This is a genomic window from Pseudomonas sp. HT11 (assembly GCF_044875395.1).
Taxonomy (GTDB): domain Bacteria; phylum Pseudomonadota; class Gammaproteobacteria; order Pseudomonadales; family Pseudomonadaceae; genus Aquipseudomonas.
This window is the reverse complement of record NZ_CP173217.1, coordinates 4,480,217-4,506,025: the sequence shown is the minus strand read 5'-3', so window position 1 is coordinate 4,506,025 and position 25,809 is coordinate 4,480,217. Positions and strand designations below refer to the sequence as shown.

Below are 25,809 nucleotides of genomic sequence, written 5' to 3'. Positions count from 1 at the left end.
AGGGGTGTTATCCAGCTATTTAGTATTGGGAAGCCACAATGATTGGCATAAAAAGCATCGCCAGTTACGTGCCGGCAGACGGGGTCGATAACTACGCCCAGGGCGCCAAATTCGCCAAGGATGAGGACTTCATCATTGGCAAGATCGGTTCGGCGTTCCTGCCGCGCAAGGATGCTGCGCAGGAAACCTCCGACCTGTGCGTCGAGGCGGTCAACGCCTTGTTTGCCAACAACCCTGATTTGAAGCGCGAGTCCATCGACGCGCTGATCGTCGTGACCCAAAACGGCGATGAGGAAGGCTTGCCCCACACGGCCGCCATCGTCCAGGACAAACTGGGCCTGCCGACCCATGTGGCGGCGTTTGATATCTCGCTGGGTTGCTCGGGCTATGTCTACGGCATCTACGCGATGAAAGGCTTCATGGAAGCCACCGGCTTGAAAAACGGCCTGCTGATCACCGCCGACCCGTATTCCAAGATCGTTGACCCGGAAGACCGCAACACCACCATGCTCTTCGGCGATGCCGCCACTGCCACCTGGATGGGTGAAGATGCCCCGTGGTTGCTCGGCAAGTCGAAGTTCGGTACTGACGGTTCCGGCGCGCCGCACCTGAAGGTCAGCGATGGCGTGTTTTTCATGAATGGCCGCCAGGTGTTCAACTTTGCCCTGCTCAAAGTGCCGGCGCATCTGCATGAGCTGCTCAACGAATCGCAGCTCAAGGCAGACGAAATCGATGCCTTCTGCATTCACCAGGGCAGTGCGGCGATTGTCGACGCCGTGGCGCGGCGTTTTGAAGATGCCCCGGTGGAGAAATTCATCAAGGACATGGTCGAGACCGGCAATACCGTGTCTTCCAGCATTCCACTGCTGCTTGAAAAGCACATGATGGACGGCGACTGGAAGCGTGTCGCAATCAGCGGATTTGGGGTTGGCTTGTCGTGGGGTTCGGCGATTCTCTATCGTCCGTGATGCCCTGATAGAGCTGCACACAAAAACGCCCAGGCTTGTAAAAGCCTGGGCGTTTTTTATTTGGCGCCAGAAAACCCAGCATTTGCGGGCGTTTGGGCTATCGTAAATGCTTGAATTACAAAGGATGGCCCGTTGCTAGTAAAAAAAATCAAAAAAGTCCTCAAGCAACCTGCATTCACGACGATAACTATTACGAAGGTTCTCTAGGCCACACCCGGCGGTTGCCAGGGCCGGAAGCCGCAGTACACCACCCACGAGGATTTCGTCATGGCTTTAACAGTAAACACTAACCTTGCTTCGTTGAACGTTCAGAACAACCTGAACAAGGCTTCCGGCGCCCTGCAAACTTCCATGCAGCGTCTGTCCTCCGGCCTGCGTATCAACAGCGCCAAAGACGACGCGGCCGGCCTGCAAATCTCCAACCGTCTGACCAGCCAGATCAACGGCCTGGGCGTTGCAATCAAAAACGCCAACGACGGTAGCTCGATTGCTCAGACCGCTGAAGGCGCAATGCAGCAGTCCACCAACATCCTGCAAAGCATGCGTACCCTGGCTCTGCAATCTGCCAACGGCTCGCCAAGCGCTGAAGACCGTAAGTCGAACCAGGCTCAATACGCAGCGCTGACTGCTGAATTGACCCGTATCGCTACCACCACTACTTTCGGTGGCAAGAACCTGCTGGACGGTTCTTTCGGTACTACTTCGTTCCAGGTCGGCGCCAACGCCAACCAGACCATCGACATGAGCATCGGTAACGTTGCAGCCAACAACATTGGTTCGCAGCAGCTGAAAACTCAAGGCGTAGCGCCAAGTGCAACCGGCGTTGCCGGCGGCGCAATCACCGTTACCGGTGGCGGCCAGTCGACCAACCTGACCATCGCTGCCGGCGCTTCCGCCAAGCAGATCGCTGCTCAAATGAACGGCGCTGTCGGCGGCCTGGCTGCTACTGCCAGCACTGTTGCCCAGTTCTCCGTTGACTCCACTGCCATTGCTGCTGCCAGCCCTGCCAGCGCCAACTTCACCCTGAAAGTCGGCAGCGGTACTGCTGTCCAGTTCACTGGCGTGACCAGCACTTCGGACCTGGCTGACCAGCTGAAGTCCAACGCTGCCAAACTGGGCATCACCGTTAACTACGATTCGACCACCAACGCTCTGTCGGTCAAGTCCGATACCGGTGAGAACCTGACCTTCAACGCTGGCGATGCCGGTGCTGTTGCAGGTGTCAAGGTCGCTACTCAGGACGGCAGCGGTGCATTCGGCACAGCCGTTGCACTGGACGCTGGCCCGATCGTCGCTACTGGCGCAGTGTCGCTGAACTCCTCCAGCAGCTACTCGCTGAGCGGCGCCGGTGTGACCGGTCTGTTCGCAGCTACTGGTACTGCTGCCAACTCCACCAAAACCACCGTCAACAACACTGACATCACCACTGCTGCCAACGCACAGAACTCGATCGACGTGATCACCCAGGCGATCTCGGACATCGACTCCCAGCGTGCCGGTCTCGGTGCTGTACAAAACCGTTTCGACAACACCGTTGCCAACCTGCAGAGCATCTCGGACAACTCCAGCGCCGCTCGCGGTCAGATCCAGGACGTTGACTACGCTGCAGAAACTGCTCAGCTGACCAAGCAACAAACCCTGCAACAGGCTTCCACTGCGATCCTGTCCCAGGCCAACCAACTGCCTTCCGCTGTGCTGAAGCTGCTTCAGTAATAGCCATCGGTAGATGAATGACGGAAGGGCGCGTTTACGTGCCCTTTTGTCTTTTGCGTGATGAGGAGATTGGGCATGGACATGAGCGTGAAGTTGAACCTGTCTTATCCGGCAGTGGCGCCGCAGAGCGCTCCTGCTCCCGTGAACAACGACCCGCAGAAAACCAAGGTTGATCCTTTGGCTGCGACGGTCCAACCCAAGCAGGACTCGAAGCCGTCCGACCTTGAACAGGCGGTCACGGATATTCGCAAATTCGTCCAGGCTGCCCAGCGCAACCTGGACTTTTCCATTGATGACTCCACCCATCAGGTAGTCGTCAAGGTCATAGCGACCGAAAGCGGCGAGGTCATTCGTCAGATCCCATCGGAAACGGCATTGAAACTCGCACAAAGCCTTCATGACGCCAGCAGCGTATTGTTTGACGCCAAAGTCTGAGCTGGCATGAATTTTGTTGCTGTAGCTGCTTTAGGCGTCGTCCGTCAATAAAGCGCCAGCCCCGGATCAGGAGAAAAATCATGGGTGATATATCAGTTAGCGGCCCCGTTACGGGCATTGATACCCAGCAGATCGTGACGGCATTGGTGAACGCGGAACAGGCGCCGAAGCAATCGCAGATCAACAAGCAGACGCAAACGTCGACTGCCCAGCTGTCCTCGATCGGCAAGATTCAAGCCGCGCTGGATGCCTTCCGTGGTGCCATGGACAACATGACCAAGGACGCCAGTATCGGCGGCCTGACGGCGACGACGTCGGATGCCAACGTGTCCACCGTGACCTTGGGTGCCGGTGCCTCTGCGGGCAGTTATCAGCTGATCGTCAACCAGTTGGCGACCGCCTCGAAGGTTGCTACTCAGAATTATTCAACCGGCGCGAAAACCGTCGTCAATACCGGCACCACCGCGACGACCCTGGAAATTTCCCAGTCTGGTCAGAGTTACGGGGTCAGTGTTCCGCCAGGCGCGACGCTGCAACAAGTGCGTGACTCGATCAACGCGCAATACAGCAGTGTTGGCCTGAGTGCCAACATCCTGACTGACGCCACCGGTTCTCGCCTGGTCATGACCTCGACCAATACCGGCGCCGGCACGGACATTACCCTGGGGGGTAACTCCGGCCTGGAAGCGGGTTCGTCGGTTGTGGGTGATCCACCGCAAAACGCTAAATACACCATTGACGGCACGGCTCAGGAATCCAAGAGCAATACCCTGACCGAGGCGATCAGTGGTGTGAGCATCAAGTTGACAGCGGTGTCGCCTCTGCCTGCCGGGGTCACAGGGACGCTCCCTGACGGCGTTACGCGCGTGTCATCGACCATCACGGTCACCCGCAGCAACGACACCCTCAAAAGTTCGGTGAAGGGTTTTGTCGACACCTACAACGCGTTGATGACGGCCATGAACACCGAGACCGCGGTCACCACCAACGCGGACGGTTCCACCACGCGCGCTGCGCTGACAGGCGATGCCACCATGCGCTCCCTGCAGACCGCGTTGCGTAGCGAGCTGAACGCAATGACGGGCACGGGCACGTTGAAGTCCCTGGCGCAATTTGGCGTGAACACGGACTCCGGCACCGGCAAGTTGAGTATCGACGACAAGGTGTTCGGTGCAGCGATTGCCACCAACCCCACCGACATCGGCGGCATTTTCAACGGTGACAATGGCTTGCTGGCGCGCATGAAAAGCGCGACCGACAGCTATGCACTGAGCAACACCGGCGTGCTGGCTACGCGTTCGTCGACGCTGTCGGACGATCTCAAGGACCTGCAGAACCAGCAGGACACCCTGACCGCGCGTATGGCCGCCCTGAAGACCAGCCTGACCGCCAAGTACACGACGATGAACAACCTGGTGGCCCAGCTCACCAGTCAGCGTTCCAGTGTCATGAGCACGCTCAACGCGCTGAACAAGACGTCTTCGGACAGCTGATTCCGATGAAGCCGCCCGCTGGTGATTACCGCCATCGGGCGCCGCCTTCAGCCGACTTGCGGGTTAAAGTTTTTTGCGACCCAGTCGACATATTAGTCAGAGCCCATCCTATTTAGCTGTTGCCTGTCACGAGGTAGAAACATGAATCCCATGAGAGCCCTTCGCCAATACCAGAAGGTCAATTCCCATGCCCAGATCTCCGAAGCCAGCCCGCACCGTCTGGTCCAGATGCTGATGGAAGGCGCGTTGGATCGCATGGCTCAGGCCAAAGGCGCCATGGCTCGTGGTGATATCGCGCAAAAAGGTTTGCTGCTGGGCAAGGCGATCGACATCCTGATCGGCTTGCGTGATGGCCTTAATCCGGAAAAAACCGATGATCCGGCCGCGTTGCAGCAGTTGGACAATCTGTATGCCTACATGACCACGCGCCTGCTGGAAGCCAACAGCAAGAGCGATGTCGCCATGATCGACGAAGTAGCCGGCCTGATGATTACGCTCAAGGAAGGCTGGGACGGTATTGCAACACTGTAGGCCTGTTGGCCTGAGGATGATGTCATGAGCCACGCCCTGCAACGGATTGACGAGACCCGCGAAGCCTTGGTTGACGCACTGGCCCACCGTAACTGGGACGCTATCGGCGAACTGGATATGGGGTGTCGTGCGGTGATCGATGAGGCGCTCAACAATGCGCCGGTGGACGAGGATGCCCTGCGGGAAAAGCTGCAAAGCTTGCTGGCGGTGTATCAGCAGTTGCTTGAAGTGACGACTGGCGAACGCCAGGCGATTTTCGAAGAGATGTCGCAGATCAACCGAGCGGAAAGCGCGTCAAAGGTTTACCATCTGTTCGGCTGAATGGGCTCAGTTAATCCGAACGGCGCGTCATATATTTGACTGTGCCAGCATTTTTGACTTAACTAGTGCTGTTTTCAGATTTCAGACGTCTAGTAGGGTAAGAAATCTTACAAACGTCTAGATTGCCCTCACTCTGGGGCAGAGCGTTTTACTAGGGAAGTTGCTATTGCATGTGGCGTGAAACCAAAATTCTGCTGATTGATGACGATAGCGTCCGCCGCCGCGATTTAGCGGTAATTTTGAATTTTCTTGGTGAAGAAAATTTGCCCTGCGGTAGCCATGACTGGCAGCAGGCGGTCAGCTCTTTGTCGTCGAGCCGTGAAGTCATCTGTGTGTTGATCGGGACGGTCAACGCTCCTGGCGCAGTTCTGGGCTTGTTAAAGACACTGTCTACCTGGGATGAGTTCCTTCCGGTGTTGCTGATGGGCGATATTTCTTCCGTGGACCTTCCGGAAGACCAGCGCCGCCGCGTGCTTTCCACCCTGGAAATGCCGCCCAGCTACAGCAAATTGCTCGACTCCCTGCACCGTGCCCAGGTCTACCGCGAGATGTATGACCAGGCCCGCGAGCGCGGTCGTCATCGCGAACCCAACCTGTTTCGCAGCCTCGTCGGCACCAGCCGTGCGATCCAGCACGTGCGCCAGATGATGCAGCAAGTGGCCGATACCGACGCCAGCGTATTGATCCTCGGCGAGTCCGGTACCGGCAAGGAAGTGGTCGCACGCAACCTGCACTATCACTCCAAGCGCCGCGACGGGCCGTTCGTGCCGGTCAACTGCGGGGCGATCCCGGCAGAGTTGCTCGAAAGCGAACTGTTCGGCCACGAAAAGGGCGCCTTCACCGGGGCGATCACCAGCCGTGCCGGGCGTTTCGAACTGGCCAATGGCGGCACCCTGTTTCTGGACGAAATCGGCGACATGCCGCTGCCGATGCAGGTCAAGCTGTTGCGCGTGTTGCAGGAGCGCACCTTCGAGCGCGTGGGCAGCAACAAGACCCAGAGCGTCGACGTGCGCATCATCGCGGCCACGCACAAAAACCTCGAAAGCATGATCGAGGTCGGCAGCTTCCGCGAAGACCTGTACTACCGCCTCAACGTATTCCCTATCGAGATGGCCCCGCTGCGTGAGCGCGTGGAAGACATCCCGCTGCTGATGAACGAACTGATCTCGCGCATGGAACACGAAAAGCGCGGCTCGATTCGCTTCAACTCCGCCGCGATCATGTCGCTGTGCCGTCACGGCTGGCCGGGCAACGTCCGTGAGCTGGCCAACCTGGTCGAGCGCATGGCCATCATGCACCCGTACGGTGTGATCGGCGTGGTCGAGCTGCCGAAGAAATTCCGCTACGTCGACGACGAAGACGAGCAACTGGTAGACAGCCTGCGCAGTGACCTGGAAGAGCGCGTGGCCATCAACGGCCATACGCCGGACTTCGGTTCCACCGCCATGCTGCCGCCCGAGGGCCTGGACTTGAAGGACTACCTCGGTAGCCTCGAACAAGGCCTGATCCAGCAGGCGCTGGACGATGCCAATGGCATTGTCGCGCGCGCCGCCGAACGCCTGCGCATCCGTCGCACCACCTTGGTGGAGAAGATGCGCAAGTACGGCATGAGCCGTCGCGAAGGTGACGAACAGGCGGATGATTGACGCCTGTTTTTTAACTGACTGATAGATAGGTCTATTTTTTTTCGGCACGGGTATTGCTACAGCCCTCGCAACGTTCCGTTTAACTGACGGTCAGCCAGCGAGAGAGCATGATGCCCCACGCCGCCAAACTTTCTTCAGCCCCTGCTATTCCTGGGCTGGTTCCGTGCGCAGAGCCGCTGACCCGGCAGGGTCTTGAACAGGCGTTCTCGCAGTTCAACCAGATGTCGAGCCAACTGACCGACTCCTACAGTCTGCTGGAAGCGCGGGTTTCCGAGCTTAAAGGCGAGCTGGCAGTGGTCAGCGCCCAGCGCATGCAAGAGCTGGCCGAGAAAGAGCGTCTGGCCAACCGTCTGCAAAACCTCCTCGACCTGTTGCCCGGCGGCGTAATCGTCATCGATGAAATGGGCCGTGTCCGCGAAGCCAACCCGGCCGCGCGTGACTTGCTGGGCGAGCCGCTGGAAGGCGAGCTGTGGCGCCAGGTGATTACACGTTGCTTTGCGCCGCGCGAAGACGACGGCCATGAAATCTCCCTCAAAGATGGTCGGCGTCTGTCCATCGCCACCCGTTCCCTGGACGCCGAGCCCGGCCAGCTGGTGTTGCTCAACGACCTGACTGAAACCCGTCACTTGCAAGACCAGTTGGCGCGCCATGAGCGTTTGTCGTCGCTGGGGCGGATGGTCGCTTCGTTGGCGCATCAGATCCGCACGCCGTTGTCGGCCGCGTTGATCTACGCCAGTCATTTGACTGATGAGCAACTGCCGGCCGCCACCCACCAGCGATTTGCCGGTCGCCTCAAAGAGCGTCTGCATGAATTGGAGCACCAGGTGCGCGACATGCTGGTGTTTGCCCGCGGCGAATTGCCGCTGACCGACCGCGTCACGCCATCCGCGCTGATGCAGTCGCTGCAAGCGGCAGCCGCCACGCATATCCAGGACGTCAACGTGCGCTGGCAGTGCGACAGCCACTTGGGCGAGTTGCTGTGCAACCGTGACACCTTGGTCGGCGCCTTGCTCAACCTGATCGAAAACGCCACCCAGGCCAGCGGCCCGGGTGCGCGGCTCAAAGTGCACCTCTACACCCGCGACCAAACCCTGCGCCTGTGCATCAGCGACAGCGGCAGCGGCATCGACCCGGTCGTGCTGCAGCGCCTGGGCGAACCGTTTTTTACCACCAAGACCAACGGCACGGGCCTGGGCCTGACCGTGGTCAAGGCAGTGGCGCGTGCACATCAGGGAGAATTGCAGCTGCACTCCCGGTTGGGGCGTGGCACCTGTGCATTGATGACCTTGCCGCTGTTTTCCAGCGCGGCAAGCGCGGAGTAAAAGGACTATGGCTATCAAGGTTTTATTGGTCGAAGACGATCGCGCCCTGCGTGAAGCATTGGCTGACACGCTGCTGTTGGCGGGCCATGACTACCGGGCGGTCGGTTCTGCCGAGGATGCCTTGGAGGCCGTTGAGCAAGAGTCCTTCAGCCTGGTGGTCAGTGACGTAAACATGCCTGGCATGGACGGCCACCAGTTGCTCGGCTTGTTGCGCGCGCGCCAGCCGCAACTGCCGGTGTTGCTGATGACAGCCCATGGCGCCGTGGAGCGGGCGGTGGACGCCATGCGCCAGGGGGCGGCGGATTACCTGGTCAAACCCTTCGAGCCCAAGGCGCTGATCGAACTGGTCGCCCGGCATGCGCTGGGCGTGGTGTCGAATGCCGAGGGTGAAGGCCCGATTGCCTTCGAGCCGGCCAGCGCTCAGTTGCTGGAGCTGGCAGCCCGGGTGGCGCGCAGCGATTCAACCGTGTTGATCTCTGGCGAGTCCGGCACCGGTAAAGAGGTGTTGGCGCGTTACATTCACCAGCAGTCGGACCGCGCCAAACAACCGTTTATTGCGATCAACTGCGCGGCGATTCCCGACAACATGCTCGAAGCCACGCTGTTCGGCCATGAAAAGGGCTCGTTCACCGGCGCCATTGCCGCGCAGGCTGGTAAGTTCGAACAGGCCGACGGCGGCACCATCCTGCTTGACGAAATTTCGGAAATGCCCCTGGGCCTGCAAGCCAAGCTGCTGCGGGTGCTGCAGGAGCGGGAGGTGGAGCGCGTCGGCGCGCGCAAGCCCATCCAGCTGGACATTCGCGTGGTCGCCACCACCAACCGCGACCTGGCGGGCGAAGTGGCGGCGGGGCGCTTTCGTGAAGACCTGTTCTACCGGCTCTCGGTGTTCCCGCTGGCCTGGCGCCCGTTGCGTGAGCGCCCGGCGGACATCATTCCGCTGGCCGAGCGCCTGTTGAACAACCACGTCAAAAAAATGAAGCATGCCCAGGCGCGGCTGTCGGCCGAGGCCCAGGCCTGCCTGATCAGCTACCCATGGCCCGGCAATGTGCGGGAACTGGACAATGCCATCCAGCGCGCGCTGATTTTGCAGCAGGGCGGGTTGATCCAGCCGCAGGACTTCTGCCTGGCCATGGGCAGTGGCGCGGCGCCGTTGCCGAGCCTGGCGCCGGCACCGGTGGTCGTGGCCGACGCCGAGTCTGGCGGCGCCTTGGGCGACGACCTGCGTCGCCGCGAATTCCAGATGATCATCGACACCCTGCGTGCCGAGCGCGGCCGCCGCAAGGAAGCCGCCGAGCGCCTGGGCATCAGCCCGCGCACCTTGCGCTACAAGCTGGCGCAGATGCGCGACGCGGGGATGGATGTCGAAGCCTACCTGTTCGCGACCTGACAAATCGCCGTCTTGGAAATACTCAGGCTGACAGGGTTTGTCGCCTTTTCTTACGAATAGCCACGGAGCTGGCACCCTTGTTGCTACCACCCCTAGTAACCGCTGCGTAGTGTCAAAAAATTGCGGGTCGTCGGAGAGAGAAGGTCATGAGCCAGGGTATTGAGTTCAATCGGTTGATGTTGGATATGCGCTCCATGCAAATGGATGCCATGGCTCAACCGAAATCCGTCGCGCCTGCGCCGGAATTGGGCCAAAGCAGTTTTGCCGACATGCTCGGTCAGGCAATCAACAAAGTCAGTGATACCCAGCAAGCCTCGAATCAGTTGGCTACCGCCTTCGAGATCGGCAAAAGCGGCGTGGACCTCACCGATGTGATGGTCGCTTCGCAAAAGGCCAGCGTTTCCTTTCAGGCCTTGACCCAAGTGCGTAACAAGTTGGTTCAGGCTTATCAAGACATCATGCAGATGCCGGTTTAAGGACGAGATTTAAGTCATGGCAGAAGCAGTCGTGGACAACGTACCCGCCAAGGCAGACGGCAAGCCGCCGCTGTTTGGCCTGTCGTTCCTGGAAAACCTTTCCGAAATGACCATGTTGCGTCAGGTGGGCCTGATGGTCGGCCTGGCTGCCAGCGTGGCGATTGGTTTTGCCGTGGTGCTGTGGTCGCAGCAACCTGATTACCGCCCGCTGTACGGCAGCCTGGCCGGGATGGATTCCAAGCAGATCATGGAAACCCTGGCCGCCGCCGACATCGCCTACACCGTGGAGCCCAATTCCGGGGCCTTGCTGGTCAAGGCCGATGACGTGGCGCGTGCGCGCATGAAGCTGGCGGCCGCCGGCGTCACGCCGTCCGACAGCAATATCGGTTTTGAAATTCTCGACAAGGACCAGGGCCTGGGCACCAGCCAGTTCATGGAAGCCACGCGCTACCGTCGTGGCCTGGAAGGCGAACTGGCACGCACCATCTCAAGCTTGAATAACGTCAAGGGCGCCCGCGTGCACCTGGCGATTCCGAAAAGCTCGGTGTTCGTGCGCGACGAGCGCAAGCCAAGCGCCTCGGTATTGGTCGAACTGTTTTCCGGCCGCTCCCTGGAGCCTGGCCAGGTCCTGGCGATCATCAACCTGGTGGCCACCAGCGTTCCTGAATTGAGCAAGTCGCAAATCACCGTGGTGGACCAGAAGGGCAACCTGCTGTCCGACCAGGCCGAGAACTCCGCGCTGACCCAGGCCGGCAAGCAGTTCGACTACAGCCGTCGCATGGAAAGCATGCTCACTCAGCGTGTGCACAACATTCTGCAGCCGGTGCTGGGCAACGACCGCTATAAAGCTGAAGTGTCTGCCGACGTGGACTTCAGCGCCGTCGAGTCGACCTCCGAGCAGTTCAACCCGGACCAGCCGGCGCTGCGCAGCGAGCAATCGACCAGCGAACAACGCACCGCCAGCAATGGCCCGCAAGGTGTGCCGGGTGCCCTAAGCAACCAGCCACCAGCCCCGGCCACTGCACCGCAAACCACCGGTGGCGCCGCCGCGACGGCGGGTGCGATTCAGCCTGGTCAGCCACTGTTGGACGCCAACGGCCAGCAGATCATGGACCCGGCCACCGGCCAGCCGATGCTCGCACCGTACCCGGCGGACAAGCGTAACCAGTCCACCAAGAACTTCGAGCTCGACCGTTCCATCAGCCACACCAAGCAGCAGCAGGGCAAAATCAATCGCCTGTCGGTGTCGGTGGTGGTCGATGATCAGGTCAAGGTCAATGCCGCTGACGGCGCAGTCACCCGTGCGCCATGGAGCGCCGACGAATTGGCGCGCTTCACCCGCCTGGTGCAGGACGCCGTCGGTTTCGACGCCAGCCGTGGCGACAGCGTCAGTGTGATCAACATGCCGTTCTCCGCCGAGCGCGGCGAAGTGATCGCCGACCCGGCGTTCTACACGCAGCCGTGGTTCTGGGACATCGTCAAGCAAGTGCTGGGTGTGTTGTTCATCCTGGTGCTGGTGTTCGGCGTGCTGCGCCCGGTGCTCAACAACATCACCGGCCATGGCAAGAAGCAGCTGGCATTGGCTGGCAGTGACGTTGAGTTGGGTGGCATGGGCGGCCTGGACGGCGAACTGGCCAACGACCGCGTCAGCCTCGGTGGCCCGCAAAGCATCCTGTTGCCAAGCCCGAGCGAAGGCTATGACGCTCAGTTGAACGCAATCAAGAGTCTGGTAGCAGAAGACCCGGGCCGTGTGGCTCAGGTCGTGAAAGAGTGGATTAACGCAGATGAATGATCGAGCCGCTGTTGCCAAGCTCACCAAAGTCGACAAAGCCGCCGTGTTGCTGCTGTCTTTGGGTGAAACCGACGCCGCACAAGTGCTGCGCCACATGGGCCCCAAAGAGGTTCAGCGCGTAGGCGTGGCCATGGCGCAAATGCGCAATGTGCACCGTGAGCAAGTCGAGCAGGTGATGAGCGAGTTCGTCGAGATCGTCGGCGACCAGACCAGCCTGGGCGTCGGCTCCGACAGCTACATCCGCAAGATGCTCACCTCGGCGCTGGGTGAAGACAAGGCCAACGGCCTGATCGACCGCATCCTGCTGGGCGGCAACACCAGTGGCCTGGACAGCCTGAAATGGATGGAGCCGCGCGCCGTTGCCGACGTGATCCGCTACGAGCACCCGCAGATCCAGGCCATCGTCGTCGCCTACCTGGACCCGGACCAGGCCGGTGAAGTGCTTGGCCACTTCGACCATAAAGTGCGCCTGGACATCATCCTGCGCGTGTCGTCGCTGAACACCGTGCAGCCGGCGGCATTGAAAGAACTCAACACGATTCTCGAGAAGCAGTTCTCGGGCAACTCGAATGCCTCGCGTACCACCCTGGGTGGCATCAAGCGCGCGGCCGATATCATGAACTTCCTCGACAGCTCGGTCGAAGGTCAGTTGATGGACTCGATCCGCGAGATCGACGACACCCTGTCCGGCCAGATCGAAGACCTCATGTTCGTGTTCAACAACCTCTCCGATGTCGACGACCGTGGCATCCAGGCGTTGCTGCGCGAGGTGTCTTCGGACGTGCTGGTGCTGGCCCTCAAGGGCTCGGACGAAAACGTCAAAGAGAAGATCTTCAAGAACATGTCCAAGCGTGCCTCCGAGCTGTTGCGTGACGACCTGGAAGCCAAAGGCCCGGTGCGTGTCAGCGACGTGGAAACCGCCCAGAAGGAAATCCTCACCATTGCCCGCCGTATGGCCGAAGCCGGAGAAATCGTTCTCGGCGGGAAGGGCGGCGAAGAAATGATCTAAGGCGCTGCCCATGTCGAACAAAGATGAGACGCCCAGCGATCTGATTCGCGCGCGGGATGTCGGCGGGTTCGATATCTGGTCGTTGCCCAGTTTCGATCCGCATGTGCCGGAACCTGAACCGGAGCCGGTGGTTGAAACGCCGGCTGAAATGGAAGAAGTGCCGCTGGATGAAGTCCAGCCACTGACCCTTGAAGAATTGGAAGCCATCCGCCAGGAGGCCTACAACGAGGGTTTCGCGGCGGGTGAAAAAGACGGTTTTCGCAGCACCACCCTCAAAGTTCGCCAAGAGGCCGAGGAGGCGCTGAGCGTCAAGCTGGCCAGCCTTGAGCGCTTGATGGGCAACCTGTTCGACCCAATCGCCGAACAGGATTCGCAGCTGGAAAAATCCATGGTCGGGCTGGTCGAGCACATCGCGCGCCAAGTGATCCAGCGCGAGCTGGTGCTCGATTCCAGCCACATCGAAAGCGTGATGCGCGAAGCGCTCAAGCTGCTGCCATTGGGCGTCGGCAATGTGCGGCTGTACATCAACCCGCAGGATTTCGAACAGGTCAAAGCCCTGCGCGAGCGCCATGAAGAAACCTGGCGCATCGTCGAGGACGCGGCGCTGCTGCCCGGTGGCTGCCGCGTCGAAACCGAGCACAGTCGCATTGATGCCACGGTGGAAACCCGCATCAGCCAGATCATGGCGAAAATGTTCGATCAATTGCATGAACAGTCCCTGCACCCGGCCGAGCCTGATATGAGCGTGGACCTGGACGCCGCCGATGCGCCTTGAACGCACCAGCTTCGCCAAGCGCCTGAGCGGCTACGCCGAGGCCACTGAGTTGCCCGGCCAGCCGATCCTCGAAGGGCGCCTGCTGCGCATGGTCGGCCTGACCCTCGAAGCCGAAGGCCTGCGTGCCGCCATGGGCAGCCGCTGCCTGGTGATCAACGACGACAGTTACCACCCGGTGCAGGTCGAAGCCGAAGTGATGGGCTTTTCCGGCAGCAAGATTTTCCTGATGCCGGTCGGCAGCCTGGCGGGCATTGCCCCCGGTGCGCGCGTGGTGCCACTGGCCGATACCGGCCGCCTGCCGATGGGCATGAGCATGCTCGGCCGCGTGCTCGACGGCGCCGGTCGCGCGTTGGACGGCAAAGGCGGCATGAAGGCCGAAGACTGGGTGCCGATGGACGGCCCGACGATCAACCCGCTCAACCGCAACCCGATCAGCGTGCCGCTGGACGTGGGCATTCGCAGCATCAACGGTTTATTGACGGTCGGCCGCGGCCAGCGTCTGGGCCTGTTTGCCGGTACCGGCGTGGGTAAGTCGGTGTTGCTCGGCATGATGACGCGCTTTACCGAGGCCGACATCATCGTGGTCGGGCTGATCGGTGAGCGGGGCCGTGAAGTAAAGGAATTCATCGAGCACAGCCTCGGTGAAGAAGGCCTCAAGCGCTCGGTGGTTGTCGCCTCGCCAGCGGACGATGCGCCGCTGATGCGTTTGCGCGCGGCCATGTACTGCACGCGCATCGCCGAATATTTTCGCGACAAGGGCAAGAACGTCCTGTTGCTGATGGACTCGCTCACGCGTTTCGCCCAGGCCCAGCGGGAAATCGCCCTGGCCATCGGCGAACCGCCGGCCACCAAAGGCTACCCGCCTTCAGTGTTCGCCAAGCTGCCCAAGCTGGTTGAGCGCGCCGGTAATGCCGAGGCCGGCGGCGGTTCGATCACGGCGTTCTACACCGTGCTGTCCGAAGGCGATGACCAGCAAGACCCGATTGCCGACTCGGCGCGTGGCGTGCTCGACGGCCACATCGTGCTGTCGCGGCGTTTGGCCGAAGAAGGGCACTATCCGGCCATCGATATCGAAGCGTCGATCAGCCGGGTGATGCCGGCGGTGGTCACGCCGGAGCACATGGCCCGCGCCCAGCATTTCAAGCAACTGTGGTCGCGCTATCAGCAGAGCCGCGACTTGATCAGCGTGGGTGCCTACGTGGCCGGCGGTGATCGCGAAACCGACCTGGCGATTGCCCTGCAACCGCAGCTGGTGACCTACCTGCGCCAGGGCCTCAACGACAAGATCAGCATGGGCGAAAGCGAAGCGCATCTGGGCTCGATCTTTGCCCCGGCGCCAGGCGGTTAAGCCATGGCCAGCACCCGTTCCTCGCGCCTGGCCCCAGTGGTGGACATGGCGGAGAAGGCCGAAAAAACCGCCGCGCAACGCCTGGGCTATTTTCAGGGGCAGGTGCGCCTGGCAGAAAGCAAGCTCGGCGACCTGGAGCGCTTTCGCGGCGAATACCAGCAGCAATGGATCGAGCGCGGCAGCAAGGGGGTTTCCGGCCAGTGGCTGATGGGCTACCAGGGCTTCCTCAATCAGCTGGAAACCGCCGTAGGCCAACAGCGCCAGAGCCTGGCCTGGCACCAGAACAACCTCGATAAAGCCCGCGAGGCATGGCAGGCGGCGTTCGCCCGGGTCGAAGGTTTGCGCAAACTGGTGCAGCGCTACATCGACGAAGCGCGGGCGCTTGAAGACAAGCGCGAGCAGAAGCTGCTCGACGAGCTGTCACAGCGACTTCCCCGCCAATCACAGTACTAGCGGCCACCACCGGCCCGCTGTGGGAGCAGGGCTTGCCCGCGATGCAGGCACCGAGGTGGATCATGCTATCGCGGGCAAGCCAGCCCCCCACATTTGATTTGCTGTGTTGCCCATACCTCGATCACCTGCTAAACCTTGTTGCACATTGCCAATGACAAGGAAGCAGTCGCATGTCAGTCGTGTCAGAAGTATCCCTGGATGGGAAAAAATTGACGATTACCGTCAAAGGGCGATTCGATTTCGGTAGCCATCAAGCCTTTCGTGACGCCTACGAGCGGTTCTACAAGGTGCCCGAGGTCTACGTGGTGGACCTCAAAGACACCACCTACATGGACAGCTCGGCCCTGGGCATGTTGCTGCTGTTGCGTGACCATGCCGGTGGCGACAATGCCGAAGTCCAGGTGATCAACAGCAACTCCGATGTGCGCAAGATCCTCGCCATTTCCAACTTTGACAAACTGTTCGATCTCAGTTGAGCAGCCTGGCCCCGGTCCTTGAACCGCTGACGATCCTGATCGCCGAAGACAGCGCCGCCGATTTGCTGTTGCTGTCGACCATCATTCGGCGTCAGGGGCACCAAGTACTCACCGCCACCAACGGCGCGCAAGCGGTCGAGGTGTTTACCCGCGAGCGCCCGCAACTGGTGTTGATGGACGCGCTGATGCCGGTGATGGACGGCTTTGAAGCCGCGCGGCGCATCAAGCAGCTCGCCGGTGAGGCGCTGGTTCCGATCATCTTCCTGACCTCGCTGCGCGAAAGCGAGGCGCTGGCCCAGTGCCTGGACGCGGGCGGCGATGACTTCCTGCCCAAGCCCTACAACCAGCTGATCCTGGCGGCGAAAATCAACGCCATGGACCGCCTGCGCCGGCTGCAGGCCACGGTCTTGCAGCAGCGTGACCTGATCGCCAGGCACCACGACTACCTGTTGCACGAGCAGCGCGCGGCCAAGGCGGTGTTCGATAAGGTGGCGCATTCGGGCTGTATCAATGCGGCGCCGAACATTCGTTACCTGCAATCGCCCTATGCCCTGTTCAATGGCGACCTGCTGCTGGCGGCGTACACACCCTCCGGCGACATGCATGTTTTGCTCGGCGACTTCACCGGCCATGGCCTGCCGGCCGCCGTGGGGGCCATGCCCCTGGCGGAAGTGTTCTACGGCATGACCGCCAAGGGCTACGGCCTGGCGCAGACCCTGCGCGAGATGAACGCCAAGCTCAAACGCATCCTGCCGGTGGACATGTTCTGCTGCGCCACGCTGATGTGCCTGAGCGCTCAGCGGCGCGTGGTGGAGGTGTGGAACGGCGGGATGCCCGAAGGCTATGTGCATGAAGTCGCCACGGGCAAGCGCACGCCATTGGTGTCGCGGCACCTGCCGCTGGGTGTGTTGTCGGCGCAGGCGTTCGATGACGGCACCGAGGTCTGGCCCATGGCGCTGGGCGACCGGGTGTTTTTGCTCTCCGACGGCGTGCTTGACACGGCTGACGCCAATGACCAGCTGTTCGGCGCCGAGCGCTTGCAGCAGGTGTTCGCGGCCAACCGCGAGCCCGACCGATTATTCGAAGACATCGAGCGGGCGCTGGCGGCGTTTCGTGGCCAGGCGCGCGATGACGTCAGCATGGTGGAAATCACCTTGCAGGCCGGCCAGCCGTTGCGCGCGGCCGAGCCCGTTTACGCCGACAGCGGGCAGTCGTGCCCTCTGGATTGGTCGGTGAGTTTCGAATTCCGTGCGCAGACCCTCAAAAGCTACAACCCGTTGCCGTATCTGCTGCAGTTGCTGCTGGAGATTCAGGGTCTGCGGGGGCAGAGCGGGGCGCTTTACAGTGTGATGGCCGAGTTGTATTCCAACGCGCTGGAGCATGGTGTGCTGGGGTTGGATTCGCGCCTCAAGCGTGATGCCCAGGGGTTCGCCGACTACTACCGCCAGCGCAATGAGCGGCTGGGGCAGTTGAACAGCGGTTACGTGCGGGTGCATGTGCAGGTGGTGCCGACCGCCACGGGCGGCAAAATGACGCTGCGCATTGAGGACAGCGGCCCGGGGTTTGACGTGGAGCAGGTGCTGGCGCGGCCGATGGATGTCGACCGTCTGTCTGGCCGCGGCTTGAGCCTGGTGCGCCAGTTGAGCAGCGATGTACGCTGGTCCGATGGCGGGCGCAGTGTGTGCGTGGAGTTTTGCTGGGGGGCTCTGGCATAATCCGCCGATTCTTGATCAAGGAGCGAGCAAGTGGCTGAGATTCATCTGGACCCCGATGTGTTGTCGGGTTTGCAGGAAGTGATGGAAGGCGAGTACCCGAAACTGCTGGATACCTTCCTTGACGATTCGCAGAAGCGCGTCGAAGCGTTGCGCAAGGCTCGCGACGATGCCAAGGCGCTGGGACGCATCGCGCATAGCTTCAAGGGCAGCAGCGGTAACCTGGGGGCGGTGAGGTTGGCAGAACTTTGCCGCCGGCTCGAAGACGGCTCTGCGCAGCTGACACGCGTGGACCTGGATGAACTGGTCGACGAAATCGACCAGGAATTCGCGCTGGTTCGGCCGTTGTACGAACACGAGCGTCAGCGTTTTCAGCTGTGATTGAGGGCTCGAGGTAAACCTGGCCCAACTCTTGCTCTACCTCTGGATACTGCATCCCCGATCCCAGTGCAGTGGAGACCCTTACCTATGCCAGTCGCCCCCAATTCGCTTCTTCAGGCTGCCGCTGCGGCCAAGCCTCAAGCGCCGGCCGCCACCCCCTCGGTAGCGGCTGCGGACCCACGAGGCAAGGGCCCTGGCTTCGCGCAAGTGTTTGCAAACCAAAGCCCGAAACCGACGCTCAAGAGCGACGACGCCCCGGCCAAAGTCACGCGTGACAAGCCCTCGGACAGCCCCTCCAAGCCGGCTGCAGGCGACGATAAGCCTGCCGCCAGCAAGCCGGCCGTTGCCGATAGCGGCAATCCCTTGCCTGCCAAGCCGCCGGCCAAATCCGACGACAGCGCCAGCAATGACGACGACAAAACCGCCGACCCGGTGGTGGCGCAGCAGCCTCCGGTTGATCCCGTGGTTGACCCGGCAGTGGTTGCCGCCGTCACACCGGTCCCCGTGCCCGTCCCGGTAGAAACGCCGGCACCTGTAGCCGCCAAGGACGACAAGGCCCAGCCGGTCGTCGCGCCCGCTGTGGCAGCCACCGATGACGCCAAGCAGCCGGCGTTCGACCCGGAGGCGGATCCGCTGGACTCGATGCCCGCTGTGCGCCTGGCGATGGAGCAGGGCGGTCACGTTTCGGCCACTAGCCAGACGCCGCAGAAAGCCGCACCGACCACCACGCAGGATCAGCCGACCGCTGCGCAAAGCTTTGCTGCGGGCCTGGCGACTATGGTCGATCAGCAAGCCACCAAGGACAGCACCGACCAGGGCGGCGACAAAGCCTTCAGCGGGCTGATCGAGGGTGGCCTCAAGGATTTGAAAGACGCCAGCAGCGACACCCGCGTGGATGATTTCGCCAACCGCCTCGCCGCATTGACCCAGGCCGCCACGCCGAAAACCGCGAATGCCTTGCCACCGGTTGCGAATGCGCCGCTGGCCATGCACCAGAGCGGCTGGACCGAGGAAGTGGTCAACCGCGTGATGTACCTGTCCAGTGCCAACCTCAAGTCGGCAGAAATTCAATTGCAGCCGGCAGAGTTGGGGCGCCTGGACATCAAGGTCAACATGACCGCGGACCAGCAGGCCCAAGTCACGTTCATGAGCGGTCACGCCGTGGTGCGTGAAGCACTGGAAACCCAGTCCGGCCGTCTGCGCGAGATGTTTGCCCAGCAAGGCATGGGGCAGGTCGACGTCAACGTCTCCGACCAGTCGCGTGGGTGGCAGGGCCAGGGCCAGGATCAACAGCAGCAGAACCAGGCGCGCGGCGTGAGTGGCAGCGGCGGGCGGGGTGATGGCGGGGACGCCGGTGATCACGCCGAATTGGCAGCCGCCGTCGCGCCCGTGACCCAGACCATCATCGGCTCCAGCGCCGTTGATTACTACGCCTGACACCTGTTGAAACCCGGTCAATGTGGGAGCTGGCTTGCCTGCGATGGCGGTCTATCAGTCACACAGATGTGAGCTGAGCCACCGTCATCGCAGGCAAGCCAGCTCCCACATTTGATATGTGGTGTTCGCGCTTACCGGGTTACCAGACAACTCTGGCATAACACTTGCTCTTGCCTTTCCGTAGATCTATGAATTCCAGAATAGTGACGGATTATTGGCATGGCGAAGAGCGACGACGCAGCAACTCCCCCCGCAGGCAAAGGCAAAGGCAAGCTCAAGCTTATCCTGCTGATCGTGCTGGGCCTGCTCCTGGCCATCGGCGCCTCGATTGGCGGCACCTGGTTCATCATGCACAGCAGTGCAAGCAAACCGGCACCCGCCGCCGAAACCGCCAGTAACGTCAAGCAACCGGCAATCTTCGAACCGATGCTGCCGGCCTTTGTGGCCAACTTCAATCAGAACGGCCGTCAACGCTACCTGCAGGTGAGCATCACCTTGCTGGCGCGTAACCAGGCGGACCTGGATGCGCTCAAAGTGCACATGCCGGTGATCCGCAACAACCTGGTGATGCTGTTCTCCGGGCAGAGCTTCGACAGCCTGGCCACGCCGGTAGGCCAGGAAATGCTGCGCCAGAAGGTCACTGCCAGCGTGCAGGAAGTGGCCCAGAAAGAGCTTGGCAAAGTCGTGGTCGAGCAGGCGCTCTTCACTAACTTCGTATTGCAGTAGGATCACGACATGGCCGTGCAAGACCTGCTGTCCCAGGATGAAATCGACGCGCTGTTGCATGGCGTCGACGATGGTCTGGTACAGACCGAAATGGCTGCCGAACCCGGCAGCGTCAAAAGTTATGACCTCACCAGCCAGGATCGCATCGTCCGTGGACGCATGCCGACGCTGGAAATGATCAACGAACGTTTCGCCCGCTACACCCGTATCAGCATGTTCAACATGCTGCGCCGTTCGGCGGACGTGGCGGTGGGCGGCGTGCAGGTGATGAAGTTCGGCGAGTACGTGCACTCGCTGTACGTGCCCACCAGCCTCAACCTGGTCAAGATCAAGCCATTGCGCGGTACCGCGCTGTTCATCCTCGACGCCAAGCTGGTGTTCAAGCTGGTGGACAACTTCTTCGGCGGCGACGGCCGTCACGCCAAGATCGAAGGCCGTGAATTCACCCCGACCGAACTGCGCGTGGTGCGCATGGTGCTTGAGCAAGCCTTCATCGACTTGAAGGAAGCCTGGCAGGCGATCATGGAAGTCAACTTCGAGTACATTAACTCGGAAGTGAACCCGGCCATGGCCAACATCGTCGGCCCCAGCGAAGCCATAGTGGTCTCCACCTTCCACATCGAACTCGATGGCGGTGGCGGCGACCTGCACGTGACCATGCCGTACTCGATGATCGAGCCGGTGCGGGAAATGCTCGACGCCGGTTTCCAGTCCGACCTGGACGACCAGGACGAGCGCTGGGTCAAGGCCCTGCGCGAAGACCTGCTGGACGTCGACGTACCGCTGAGCGCCACCGTGGCCCGTCGCCAGCTGCGTCTGCGCGATATTTTGCACATGCAGCCGGGGGACGTGATTCCCGTGGAATTGCCGGAAGAACTGATCATGCGTGCCAACGGCGTGCCGTCGTTCAAGGTCAAGCTGGGTTCGCACAAAGGCAACCTGGCGTTGCAAGTGATCGAACCGATCAACCGCCGCTGATCACCAATTATTTTTGCTTCGCCGAGGACATGTAATGGCTACCGAACACGAAAACACTTCCGCCGAAGACCAGGCCCTGGCTGACGAGTGGGCTGCAGCGCTGGAAGAAACCGGCGATGTCGGCCAGGACGACATCGACGCGCTGCTGGCCGCCGACGCCGCCACCGCGCCGGCCGGCAAGCGCCTGCCAATGGAAGAATTCGGCAGCGTGCCGAAGAACAACGACCCGGTGACCCTCGATGGCCCGAACCTGGATGTGATCCTCGACATCCCGGTGTCGATATCCATGGAAGTGGGCAGCACCGAAATCAACATCCGCAACCTGTTGCAGCTCAACCAGGGTTCGGTGATCGAACTCGACCGCCTGGCCGGCGAGCCGCTGGACGTGCTGGTCAACGGCACCCTGATCGCCCACGGCGAGGTGGTGGTGGTCAACGAGAAGTTCGGCATCCGCCTGACGGACGTGATCAGCCCAAGCGAACGCATCAAGAAGTTGCGCTGATATGAAGTATTCGATGGCGGGACTGTTTCTGGCGCTGCCATTGAGCGCCCTGGCGGCTGAGCCGGTTGCGCAAGCGGTGGCTGCGGCGCCCGTGGTCAGCAGCGGCATCGGCGGGCAATTGACCCAGCTGGTGCTGGGCCTGTTGCTGGTGGTCGGTCTGATTTTCGTGCTGGCCTGGTTGATGCGCCGCGTGCAGCGCATCGGCCCGGGCAATGGCCAGGTCATCGAGATGATCGGCTCGCGCGCCCTCGGCCCGCGTGATCGTCTGGTGCTGGTGCAAGTCGGCGAAGAGCAGATTCTGCTCGGCATCACGCCCGGCCGTATCACCCCGCTGCATGTGCTCAAGTCGCCGGTGGAAGTGGCCAAGGCCGAGGCCGCCACGCCAGAATTCGCCCAGCGCCTGATGGAGTTGCTGGGCAAGGATCAGAAGGATAAGAAGTAATGCGCGTTTTATTGACGCTCATGCTGTTGCTGGCCGCGCCGCTGGCGTTTGCGGCCGACCCGTTGTCGATCCCGGCGATCACGCTGGGCACCAACGCCGCCGGCGCCCAGGAATACTCGGTCAGCCTGCAGATCCTGCTGATCATGACCGCGCTGAGTTTTATCCCGGCGTTTGTCATGCTGATGACCAGCTTTACGCGGATCATCATCGTCTTTTCGATTTTGCGTCAGGCCCTTGGCCTGCAGCAGACGCCGTCGAACCAGATCCTCACCGGCATGGCGCTGTTCTTGACGCTGTTCATCATGGCGCCGGTGTTCGACAAGGTGAACCAGCAAGCCCTGCAACCCTATCTGGCGGAAAAACTCAGCGCCCAGGATGCGATCGACAAAGCCCAGGGCCCGATCAAGGACTTCATGCTGTCGCAAACCCGCTCCAGCGACCTTGAGCTGTTCATGCGCTTGTCCAAGCGCACCGATATCGCCACGCCGGATCAGGCGCCGCTGACCATTCTGGTGCCGGCGTTTGTCACTTCCGAGCTGAAGACCGCGTTCCAGATCGGCTTCATGATCTTCATCCCGTTCCTGATCATCGACCTGGTGGTGGCGAGCGTGCTGATGGCCATGGGCATGATGATGCTCTCGCCACTGATTATTTCGTTGCCGTTCAAGATCATGCTGTTTGTGCTGGTGGACGGCTGGGCGCTGATTATCGGCACGCTGGCCAGCAGTTTCGGCGGAGTGTAGCGCCATGACCCCAGAAGTAGCGGTCGACCTGTTCCGTGAAGCGCTGTGGCTGACCACCATGATGGTCGCCGTGCTGGTGGTGCCGAGCCTGTTGGTCGGCCTGCTGGTGGCGATGTTCCAGGCGGCGACGCAGATCAACGAACAGACCTTGAGCTTCCTCCCGCGGTTGCTGGTGATGCTGATCACCTTGATCGTCGCCGGCCCGTGGCTGGTGCAAACCTTCATGGAATACATCCTGCAGCTGTACGGCAGTATTCCGCAGTTGATCGGCTGACCCCATGCAATCTGTGCTGGCACTGACCGACACCCAGATCAGCACCTGGGTGGCGTCTTTCATCTTGCCGATGTTCCGCGTCACGGCGGTGCTGATGACCATGCCGGTGTTCGGCACCACCCTGGTTCCGCGGCGTATCCGCCTGTATTTCGCCTTTGCCATTACCGTCGTGATCGTGCCCGGCCTGCCGCCGATGCCGCCGGTGAACGCGCTGGACCTGAGTGCCTTGCTGCTGATCGCCGAGCAGATATTGATTGGCGCGCTGCTGGGCTTTTCGCTGACATTGTTCTTCCAGGCGTTTGTGATCGCCGGGCAAATCATTTCGATTCAGATGGGCATGGGCTTTGCGTCCATGGTCGACCCCACCAACGGCGTGTCGGTGGCGGTGATCGGGCAGTTCCTGACCATGCTGGTGACCTTGCTGTTTCTGGCCATGAACGGCCACCTGGTGGTGTTTGAGGTCATGACCGAAAGCTTCACCACCTTGCCGGTGGGCTCGGGGTTGGTGGTCAGTCACTTCTGGGAACTGGTGGGGCGCCTGAGCTGGGTGTTGGGCGCGTCGCTGTTGCTGGTGTTGCCGGCGATCACCGCGCTGCTGGTGGTCAATATCGCGTTTGGCGTGATGACGCGCGCGGCGCCGCAACTGAACATTTTCTCGATTGGTTTCCCGCTGACCCTGGTGTTGGGCATGGGGATTTTCTGGATCGGCATGGCCGACATTCTCAATCAGTATCAACCGCTGGCGACCGACGCCTTGCAGTTCTTACGTGATCTGGCACGGGCGCGTTGAGCCATGGCCGAGAGCGAGAGTGGTCAGGACAAAACAGAAGACCCCACGGACAAACGCAAAAAGGATTCCAGGGAAAAGGGTGAGATTGCCCGCTCCAAAGAACTCAATACCCTCGCCGTCATGCTGGCCGGCGCCGGTGGCCTGCTGATTTACGGCGGCGGTCTGGCGCTGGACATGATGGAGTTGATGAAACTCAACTTCTCGCTGCCGCGCGAAGTGCTGCTCAGCCCCGGCGCCATGGGCCAGTACCTGCTGCACTCGGGCAAAATCGCGATCCTGGCGGTGCAGCCGGTGCTCATCACCTTGTTGCTGGCCGCGTTGATCGGCCCGGTGTCCCTGGGCGGCTGGCTGTTTGCCGCTGGCAGCATGGCGCCCAAGTTCAGCCGGATGAACCCCGCGGCTGGGCTCAAGCGTATGTTTTCCAGCAAGGCGCTGGTGGAACTGCTCAAGGCGTTGGCGAAGTTCATCCTGATCCTGTTTGTGGCGCTGACGGTGTTGTCGTCCGACATCGACGACTTGCTGCGCATCGCCCATGAGCCGCTGGAGTCGGCGATCATCCACAGCGTGCAGGTGGTGGGCTGGAGCGCGCTGTGGATGGCCTGCGGGTTGATCATCATCGCCGCCGTGGATGCGCCGATCCAGCTGTGGGAAAGCCACAAGAAGCTGCTGATGACCAAGCAGGAAGTGCGCGACGAGCACAAAGACCAGGAAGGTCGCCCCGAGGTCAAGCAGCGCATTCGCCAGCTGCAGCGCGAAATGTCCCAGCGCAAGATGATGGCGGCAGTGCCGGATGCCGACGTGGTCATCACCAACCCGACTCACTACGCCGTGGCCCTCAAGTACGACCCGGAGAAGGGCGGCGCGCCGATGCTGTTGGCCAAGGGCAGCGACTTTACCGCGCTGAAAATCCGCGAAATCGCCGTGGCCAACGACATTCTGTTGCTGGAGTCGCCGGAGTTGGCGCGGTCGATCTTCTACTCCACCGAACTCGACCAGGAAATCCCGGCGGGCTTGTACCTGGCCGTGGCGCAGGTGTTGGCCTATGTCTATCAGATCCGCCAATACCGCGCGGGCAAGGGCAAGCGGCCTGAGCCGCTCAAGGATCTGCCGATTCCGCCGGATTTGCGCCGCGATTCCTGATCCTGAATTGGTCGCGAGCTGGTTCTTGTGGTGAGCGGGCTTGCCCCGCGTTGGGCTGCGCAGCAGCCCCAATAGGCCCACCGCGTTCTCTCAGACCCACCGCAGCGTTCGGTTTTAGGGCCGCTTCGCAGCCCAGCGCGGGGCAAGCCCGCTCGCCACAAAATCTTCTGCTCGCCACGGTACGTTCGTCGCGCCTTCCGCTACCACTCGTCGTTAACCCCCGTCTACCTGTCAACTCTGACAGTAGCCAGCGCCGCCTGCTCGCGGTTCCATGGCAGCACACTGCACACAGGTCGTTAGAGATGCAGAGGGAGCGGTAATGGAAGCGTTAACGGGCACGATCAAATCCTATAGCCGGAAAACCGGGGAAGGCTTGATTGCACTGGATGGCGGCGATGAGCCGGTGCAGGTGGATCTCAAAAGTTCGTGCGGGGTTTGGTTGAAAACGGGCCTGCGCGTGCAATTCGCGAGGATCCATCGGCCCAAGGGCATCTTCGCGTCGCATATCAAGATTATCTAGCGACCCGTGCGGGTCATGG

28 protein-coding genes are annotated in these 25,809 nt (G+C 61.2%); all 28 read left to right on the top strand.

Annotated features, from left to right (window positions below; translation table 11 throughout):
* Window positions 1-38 precede the first annotated feature (38 nt).
* The 28 genes from ABWL43_RS20810 (at window position 39) to ABWL43_RS20675 (ending at window position 25,790) form a co-directional block, all read left to right on the top strand.
* Window positions 39-968: a ketoacyl-ACP synthase III gene (locus ABWL43_RS20810; RefSeq protein ID WP_145158895.1), complete on the top strand. Its 930-nt coding sequence runs from the start codon at window positions 39-41 to the stop codon at window positions 966-968.
* 267 nt (window positions 969-1,235) lie between these two features.
* Window positions 1,236-2,681, top strand: a complete 1,446-nt coding sequence (locus ABWL43_RS20805; protein ID WP_145158893.1) for a flagellin — start codon at window positions 1,236-1,238, stop codon at window positions 2,679-2,681.
* A gap of 75 nt (window positions 2,682-2,756) precedes the next feature.
* A complete protein-coding gene (locus ABWL43_RS20800) occupies window positions 2,757-3,116 on the top strand; it encodes a flagellar protein FlaG (RefSeq protein ID WP_145158891.1) in 360 nt (119 codons plus the stop codon).
* Between the two features lie 80 nt (window positions 3,117-3,196).
* A complete protein-coding gene (fliD, locus tag ABWL43_RS20795; RefSeq protein ID WP_242195629.1) occupies window positions 3,197-4,609 on the top strand; it encodes a flagellar filament capping protein FliD in 1,413 nt (470 codons plus the stop codon).
* Window positions 4,610-4,750: 141 nt separating this feature from the next.
* Window positions 4,751-5,140 (top strand): flagellar export chaperone FliS, encoded by a 390-nt coding sequence (gene fliS / locus ABWL43_RS20790; protein WP_106576450.1) that lies wholly within the window; start codon window positions 4,751-4,753, stop codon window positions 5,138-5,140.
* 24 nt (window positions 5,141-5,164) lie between these two features.
* Complete coding sequence (locus tag ABWL43_RS20785; protein ID WP_145158887.1) at window positions 5,165-5,461, top strand: flagellar protein FliT; 297 nt, start codon at window positions 5,165-5,167, stop codon at window positions 5,459-5,461.
* A gap of 170 nt (window positions 5,462-5,631) precedes the next feature.
* Complete coding sequence (locus tag ABWL43_RS20780; protein WP_071483261.1) at window positions 5,632-7,107, top strand: sigma-54 dependent transcriptional regulator; 1,476 nt, start codon at window positions 5,632-5,634, stop codon at window positions 7,105-7,107.
* Between the two features lie 110 nt (window positions 7,108-7,217).
* The gene (locus ABWL43_RS20775) at window positions 7,218-8,429 is read left to right on the top strand and encodes a PAS domain-containing sensor histidine kinase (protein WP_145159573.1); all 1,212 of its coding nucleotides are present in this window, start codon (window positions 7,218-7,220) and stop codon (window positions 8,427-8,429) included.
* Between the two features lie 7 nt (window positions 8,430-8,436).
* Entirely contained in the window at window positions 8,437-9,816 is a 1,380-nt protein-coding gene (locus ABWL43_RS20770) for a sigma-54-dependent transcriptional regulator (protein WP_404484044.1), read from the top strand.
* A 146-nt stretch (window positions 9,817-9,962) separates the two neighbouring features.
* Complete coding sequence (gene fliE / locus ABWL43_RS20765) at window positions 9,963-10,292, top strand: flagellar hook-basal body complex protein FliE (RefSeq protein ID WP_016972029.1); 330 nt, start codon at window positions 9,963-9,965, stop codon at window positions 10,290-10,292.
* A gap of 16 nt (window positions 10,293-10,308) precedes the next feature.
* Entirely contained in the window at window positions 10,309-12,084 is a 1,776-nt protein-coding gene (gene fliF / locus ABWL43_RS20760; protein ID WP_145158883.1) for a flagellar basal-body MS-ring/collar protein FliF, read from the top strand.
* Window positions 12,077-13,093, top strand: a complete 1,017-nt coding sequence (fliG, locus tag ABWL43_RS20755; protein ID WP_106576455.1) for a flagellar motor switch protein FliG — start codon at window positions 12,077-12,079, stop codon at window positions 13,091-13,093. The genes fliF and fliG overlap by 8 nt, the downstream gene beginning before the upstream one ends.
* A 10-nt stretch (window positions 13,094-13,103) precedes the next feature.
* The gene (gene fliH, locus ABWL43_RS20750) at window positions 13,104-13,868 is read left to right on the top strand and encodes a flagellar assembly protein FliH (RefSeq protein WP_145158881.1); all 765 of its coding nucleotides are present in this window, start codon (window positions 13,104-13,106) and stop codon (window positions 13,866-13,868) included.
* Window positions 13,858-15,216, top strand: a complete 1,359-nt coding sequence (fliI, locus tag ABWL43_RS20745) for a flagellar protein export ATPase FliI (RefSeq protein ID WP_145158879.1) — start codon at window positions 13,858-13,860, stop codon at window positions 15,214-15,216. The genes fliH and fliI overlap by 11 nt, the downstream gene beginning before the upstream one ends.
* Before the next feature lie 3 nt (window positions 15,217-15,219).
* Window positions 15,220-15,669, top strand: coding sequence for a flagellar export protein FliJ (gene fliJ / locus ABWL43_RS20740; protein ID WP_145158877.1), 450 nt, complete (start codon window positions 15,220-15,222; stop codon window positions 15,667-15,669).
* Window positions 15,670-15,839: 170 nt separating this feature from the next.
* Window positions 15,840-16,145: an STAS domain-containing protein gene (locus ABWL43_RS20735; protein WP_106576459.1), complete on the top strand. Its 306-nt coding sequence runs from the start codon at window positions 15,840-15,842 to the stop codon at window positions 16,143-16,145.
* Window positions 16,142-17,860 (top strand): fused response regulator/phosphatase, encoded by a 1,719-nt coding sequence (locus tag ABWL43_RS20730; RefSeq protein WP_262208266.1) that lies wholly within the window; start codon window positions 16,142-16,144, stop codon window positions 17,858-17,860. The genes ABWL43_RS20735 and ABWL43_RS20730 overlap by 4 nt, the downstream gene beginning before the upstream one ends.
* A gap of 30 nt (window positions 17,861-17,890) precedes the next feature.
* Window positions 17,891-18,238, top strand: coding sequence for an Hpt domain-containing protein (locus tag ABWL43_RS20725; RefSeq protein ID WP_106576461.1), 348 nt, complete (start codon window positions 17,891-17,893; stop codon window positions 18,236-18,238).
* Between the two features lie 87 nt (window positions 18,239-18,325).
* On the top strand, window positions 18,326-19,675 hold the full coding sequence (locus ABWL43_RS20720; RefSeq protein ID WP_404484038.1) for a flagellar hook-length control protein FliK: 1,350 nt from the start codon (window positions 18,326-18,328) through the stop codon (window positions 19,673-19,675).
* Between the two features lie 219 nt (window positions 19,676-19,894).
* Complete coding sequence (gene fliL, locus ABWL43_RS20715) at window positions 19,895-20,401, top strand: flagellar basal body-associated protein FliL (protein ID WP_145158871.1); 507 nt, start codon at window positions 19,895-19,897, stop codon at window positions 20,399-20,401.
* A gap of 9 nt (window positions 20,402-20,410) precedes the next feature.
* Window positions 20,411-21,379 (top strand): flagellar motor switch protein FliM, encoded by a 969-nt coding sequence (gene fliM, locus ABWL43_RS20710; RefSeq protein WP_010166091.1) that lies wholly within the window; start codon window positions 20,411-20,413, stop codon window positions 21,377-21,379.
* 34 nt (window positions 21,380-21,413) lie between these two features.
* Complete coding sequence (gene fliN / locus ABWL43_RS20705; RefSeq protein ID WP_057700902.1) at window positions 21,414-21,881, top strand: flagellar motor switch protein FliN; 468 nt, start codon at window positions 21,414-21,416, stop codon at window positions 21,879-21,881.
* A gap of 1 nt (window position 21,882) precedes the next feature.
* A complete protein-coding gene (gene fliO, locus ABWL43_RS20700; RefSeq protein WP_404484035.1) occupies window positions 21,883-22,323 on the top strand; it encodes a flagellar biosynthetic protein FliO in 441 nt (146 codons plus the stop codon).
* Entirely contained in the window at window positions 22,323-23,066 is a 744-nt protein-coding gene (fliP, locus tag ABWL43_RS20695) for a flagellar type III secretion system pore protein FliP (RefSeq protein ID WP_106576465.1), read from the top strand. Before fliO ends, fliP begins: the two co-directional genes overlap by 1 nt.
* Window positions 23,067-23,070: 4 nt before the next feature.
* Window positions 23,071-23,340 carry a flagellar biosynthesis protein FliQ gene (gene fliQ / locus ABWL43_RS20690; RefSeq protein WP_003214552.1) on the top strand — a complete coding sequence of 90 codons (270 nt, stop codon included), beginning with the start codon at window positions 23,071-23,073 and terminating at the stop codon, window positions 23,338-23,340.
* 4 nt (window positions 23,341-23,344) lie between these two features.
* A complete protein-coding gene (gene fliR, locus ABWL43_RS20685; RefSeq protein ID WP_064453451.1) occupies window positions 23,345-24,130 on the top strand; it encodes a flagellar biosynthetic protein FliR in 786 nt (261 codons plus the stop codon).
* Between the two features lie 3 nt (window positions 24,131-24,133).
* Entirely contained in the window at window positions 24,134-25,270 is a 1,137-nt protein-coding gene (gene flhB / locus ABWL43_RS20680; protein ID WP_404484032.1) for a flagellar biosynthesis protein FlhB, read from the top strand.
* A gap of 319 nt (window positions 25,271-25,589) precedes the next feature.
* A complete protein-coding gene (locus ABWL43_RS20675; RefSeq protein WP_404484030.1) occupies window positions 25,590-25,790 on the top strand; it encodes a cold-shock protein in 201 nt (66 codons plus the stop codon).
* The last annotated feature ends 19 nt before the right edge of the window (window positions 25,791-25,809 follow it).

What these genes read in the sequence shown, in the direction of transcription:
- ABWL43_RS20810 (WP_145158895.1), top strand. Translation starts at nt 39, where the DNA reads ATGATTGGCATAAAAAGCATCGCCAGTTACGTGCCGGCAGACGGGGTC.
- ABWL43_RS20675 (WP_404484030.1), top strand. Translation starts at nt 25,590, where the DNA reads ATGGAAGCGTTAACGGGCACGATCAAATCCTATAGCCGGAAAACCGGG.
- ABWL43_RS20800 (WP_145158891.1), top strand. Translation starts at nt 2,757, where the DNA reads ATGGACATGAGCGTGAAGTTGAACCTGTCTTATCCGGCAGTGGCGCCG.
- fliN (WP_057700902.1), top strand. Translation starts at nt 21,414, where the DNA reads ATGGCTACCGAACACGAAAACACTTCCGCCGAAGACCAGGCCCTGGCT.
- fliI (WP_145158879.1), top strand. Translation starts at nt 13,858, where the DNA reads ATGCGCCTTGAACGCACCAGCTTCGCCAAGCGCCTGAGCGGCTACGCC.
- fliE (WP_016972029.1), top strand. Translation starts at nt 9,963, where the DNA reads ATGAGCCAGGGTATTGAGTTCAATCGGTTGATGTTGGATATGCGCTCC.
- fliD (WP_242195629.1), top strand. Translation starts at nt 3,197, where the DNA reads ATGGGTGATATATCAGTTAGCGGCCCCGTTACGGGCATTGATACCCAG.
- fliP (WP_106576465.1), top strand. Translation starts at nt 22,323, where the DNA reads ATGCGCGTTTTATTGACGCTCATGCTGTTGCTGGCCGCGCCGCTGGCG.
- fliR (WP_064453451.1), top strand. Translation starts at nt 23,345, where the DNA reads ATGCAATCTGTGCTGGCACTGACCGACACCCAGATCAGCACCTGGGTG.
- flhB (WP_404484032.1), top strand. Translation starts at nt 24,134, where the DNA reads ATGGCCGAGAGCGAGAGTGGTCAGGACAAAACAGAAGACCCCACGGAC.
- fliJ (WP_145158877.1), top strand. Translation starts at nt 15,220, where the DNA reads ATGGCCAGCACCCGTTCCTCGCGCCTGGCCCCAGTGGTGGACATGGCG.
- fliH (WP_145158881.1), top strand. Translation starts at nt 13,104, where the DNA reads ATGTCGAACAAAGATGAGACGCCCAGCGATCTGATTCGCGCGCGGGAT.
- fliO (WP_404484035.1), top strand. Translation starts at nt 21,883, where the DNA reads ATGAAGTATTCGATGGCGGGACTGTTTCTGGCGCTGCCATTGAGCGCC.
- fliG (WP_106576455.1), top strand. Translation starts at nt 12,077, where the DNA reads ATGAATGATCGAGCCGCTGTTGCCAAGCTCACCAAAGTCGACAAAGCC.
- ABWL43_RS20770 (WP_404484044.1), top strand. Translation starts at nt 8,437, where the DNA reads ATGGCTATCAAGGTTTTATTGGTCGAAGACGATCGCGCCCTGCGTGAA.
- fliM (WP_010166091.1), top strand. Translation starts at nt 20,411, where the DNA reads ATGGCCGTGCAAGACCTGCTGTCCCAGGATGAAATCGACGCGCTGTTG.
- fliQ (WP_003214552.1), top strand. Translation starts at nt 23,071, where the DNA reads ATGACCCCAGAAGTAGCGGTCGACCTGTTCCGTGAAGCGCTGTGGCTG.
- ABWL43_RS20775 (WP_145159573.1), top strand. Translation starts at nt 7,218, where the DNA reads ATGCCCCACGCCGCCAAACTTTCTTCAGCCCCTGCTATTCCTGGGCTG.
- ABWL43_RS20780 (WP_071483261.1), top strand. Translation starts at nt 5,632, where the DNA reads ATGTGGCGTGAAACCAAAATTCTGCTGATTGATGACGATAGCGTCCGC.
- fliF (WP_145158883.1), top strand. Translation starts at nt 10,309, where the DNA reads ATGGCAGAAGCAGTCGTGGACAACGTACCCGCCAAGGCAGACGGCAAG.
- fliL (WP_145158871.1), top strand. Translation starts at nt 19,895, where the DNA reads ATGGCGAAGAGCGACGACGCAGCAACTCCCCCCGCAGGCAAAGGCAAA.
- ABWL43_RS20735 (WP_106576459.1), top strand. Translation starts at nt 15,840, where the DNA reads ATGTCAGTCGTGTCAGAAGTATCCCTGGATGGGAAAAAATTGACGATT.
- fliS (WP_106576450.1), top strand. Translation starts at nt 4,751, where the DNA reads ATGAATCCCATGAGAGCCCTTCGCCAATACCAGAAGGTCAATTCCCAT.
- ABWL43_RS20720 (WP_404484038.1), top strand. Translation starts at nt 18,326, where the DNA reads ATGCCAGTCGCCCCCAATTCGCTTCTTCAGGCTGCCGCTGCGGCCAAG.
- ABWL43_RS20785 (WP_145158887.1), top strand. Translation starts at nt 5,165, where the DNA reads ATGAGCCACGCCCTGCAACGGATTGACGAGACCCGCGAAGCCTTGGTT.
- ABWL43_RS20805 (WP_145158893.1), top strand. Translation starts at nt 1,236, where the DNA reads ATGGCTTTAACAGTAAACACTAACCTTGCTTCGTTGAACGTTCAGAAC.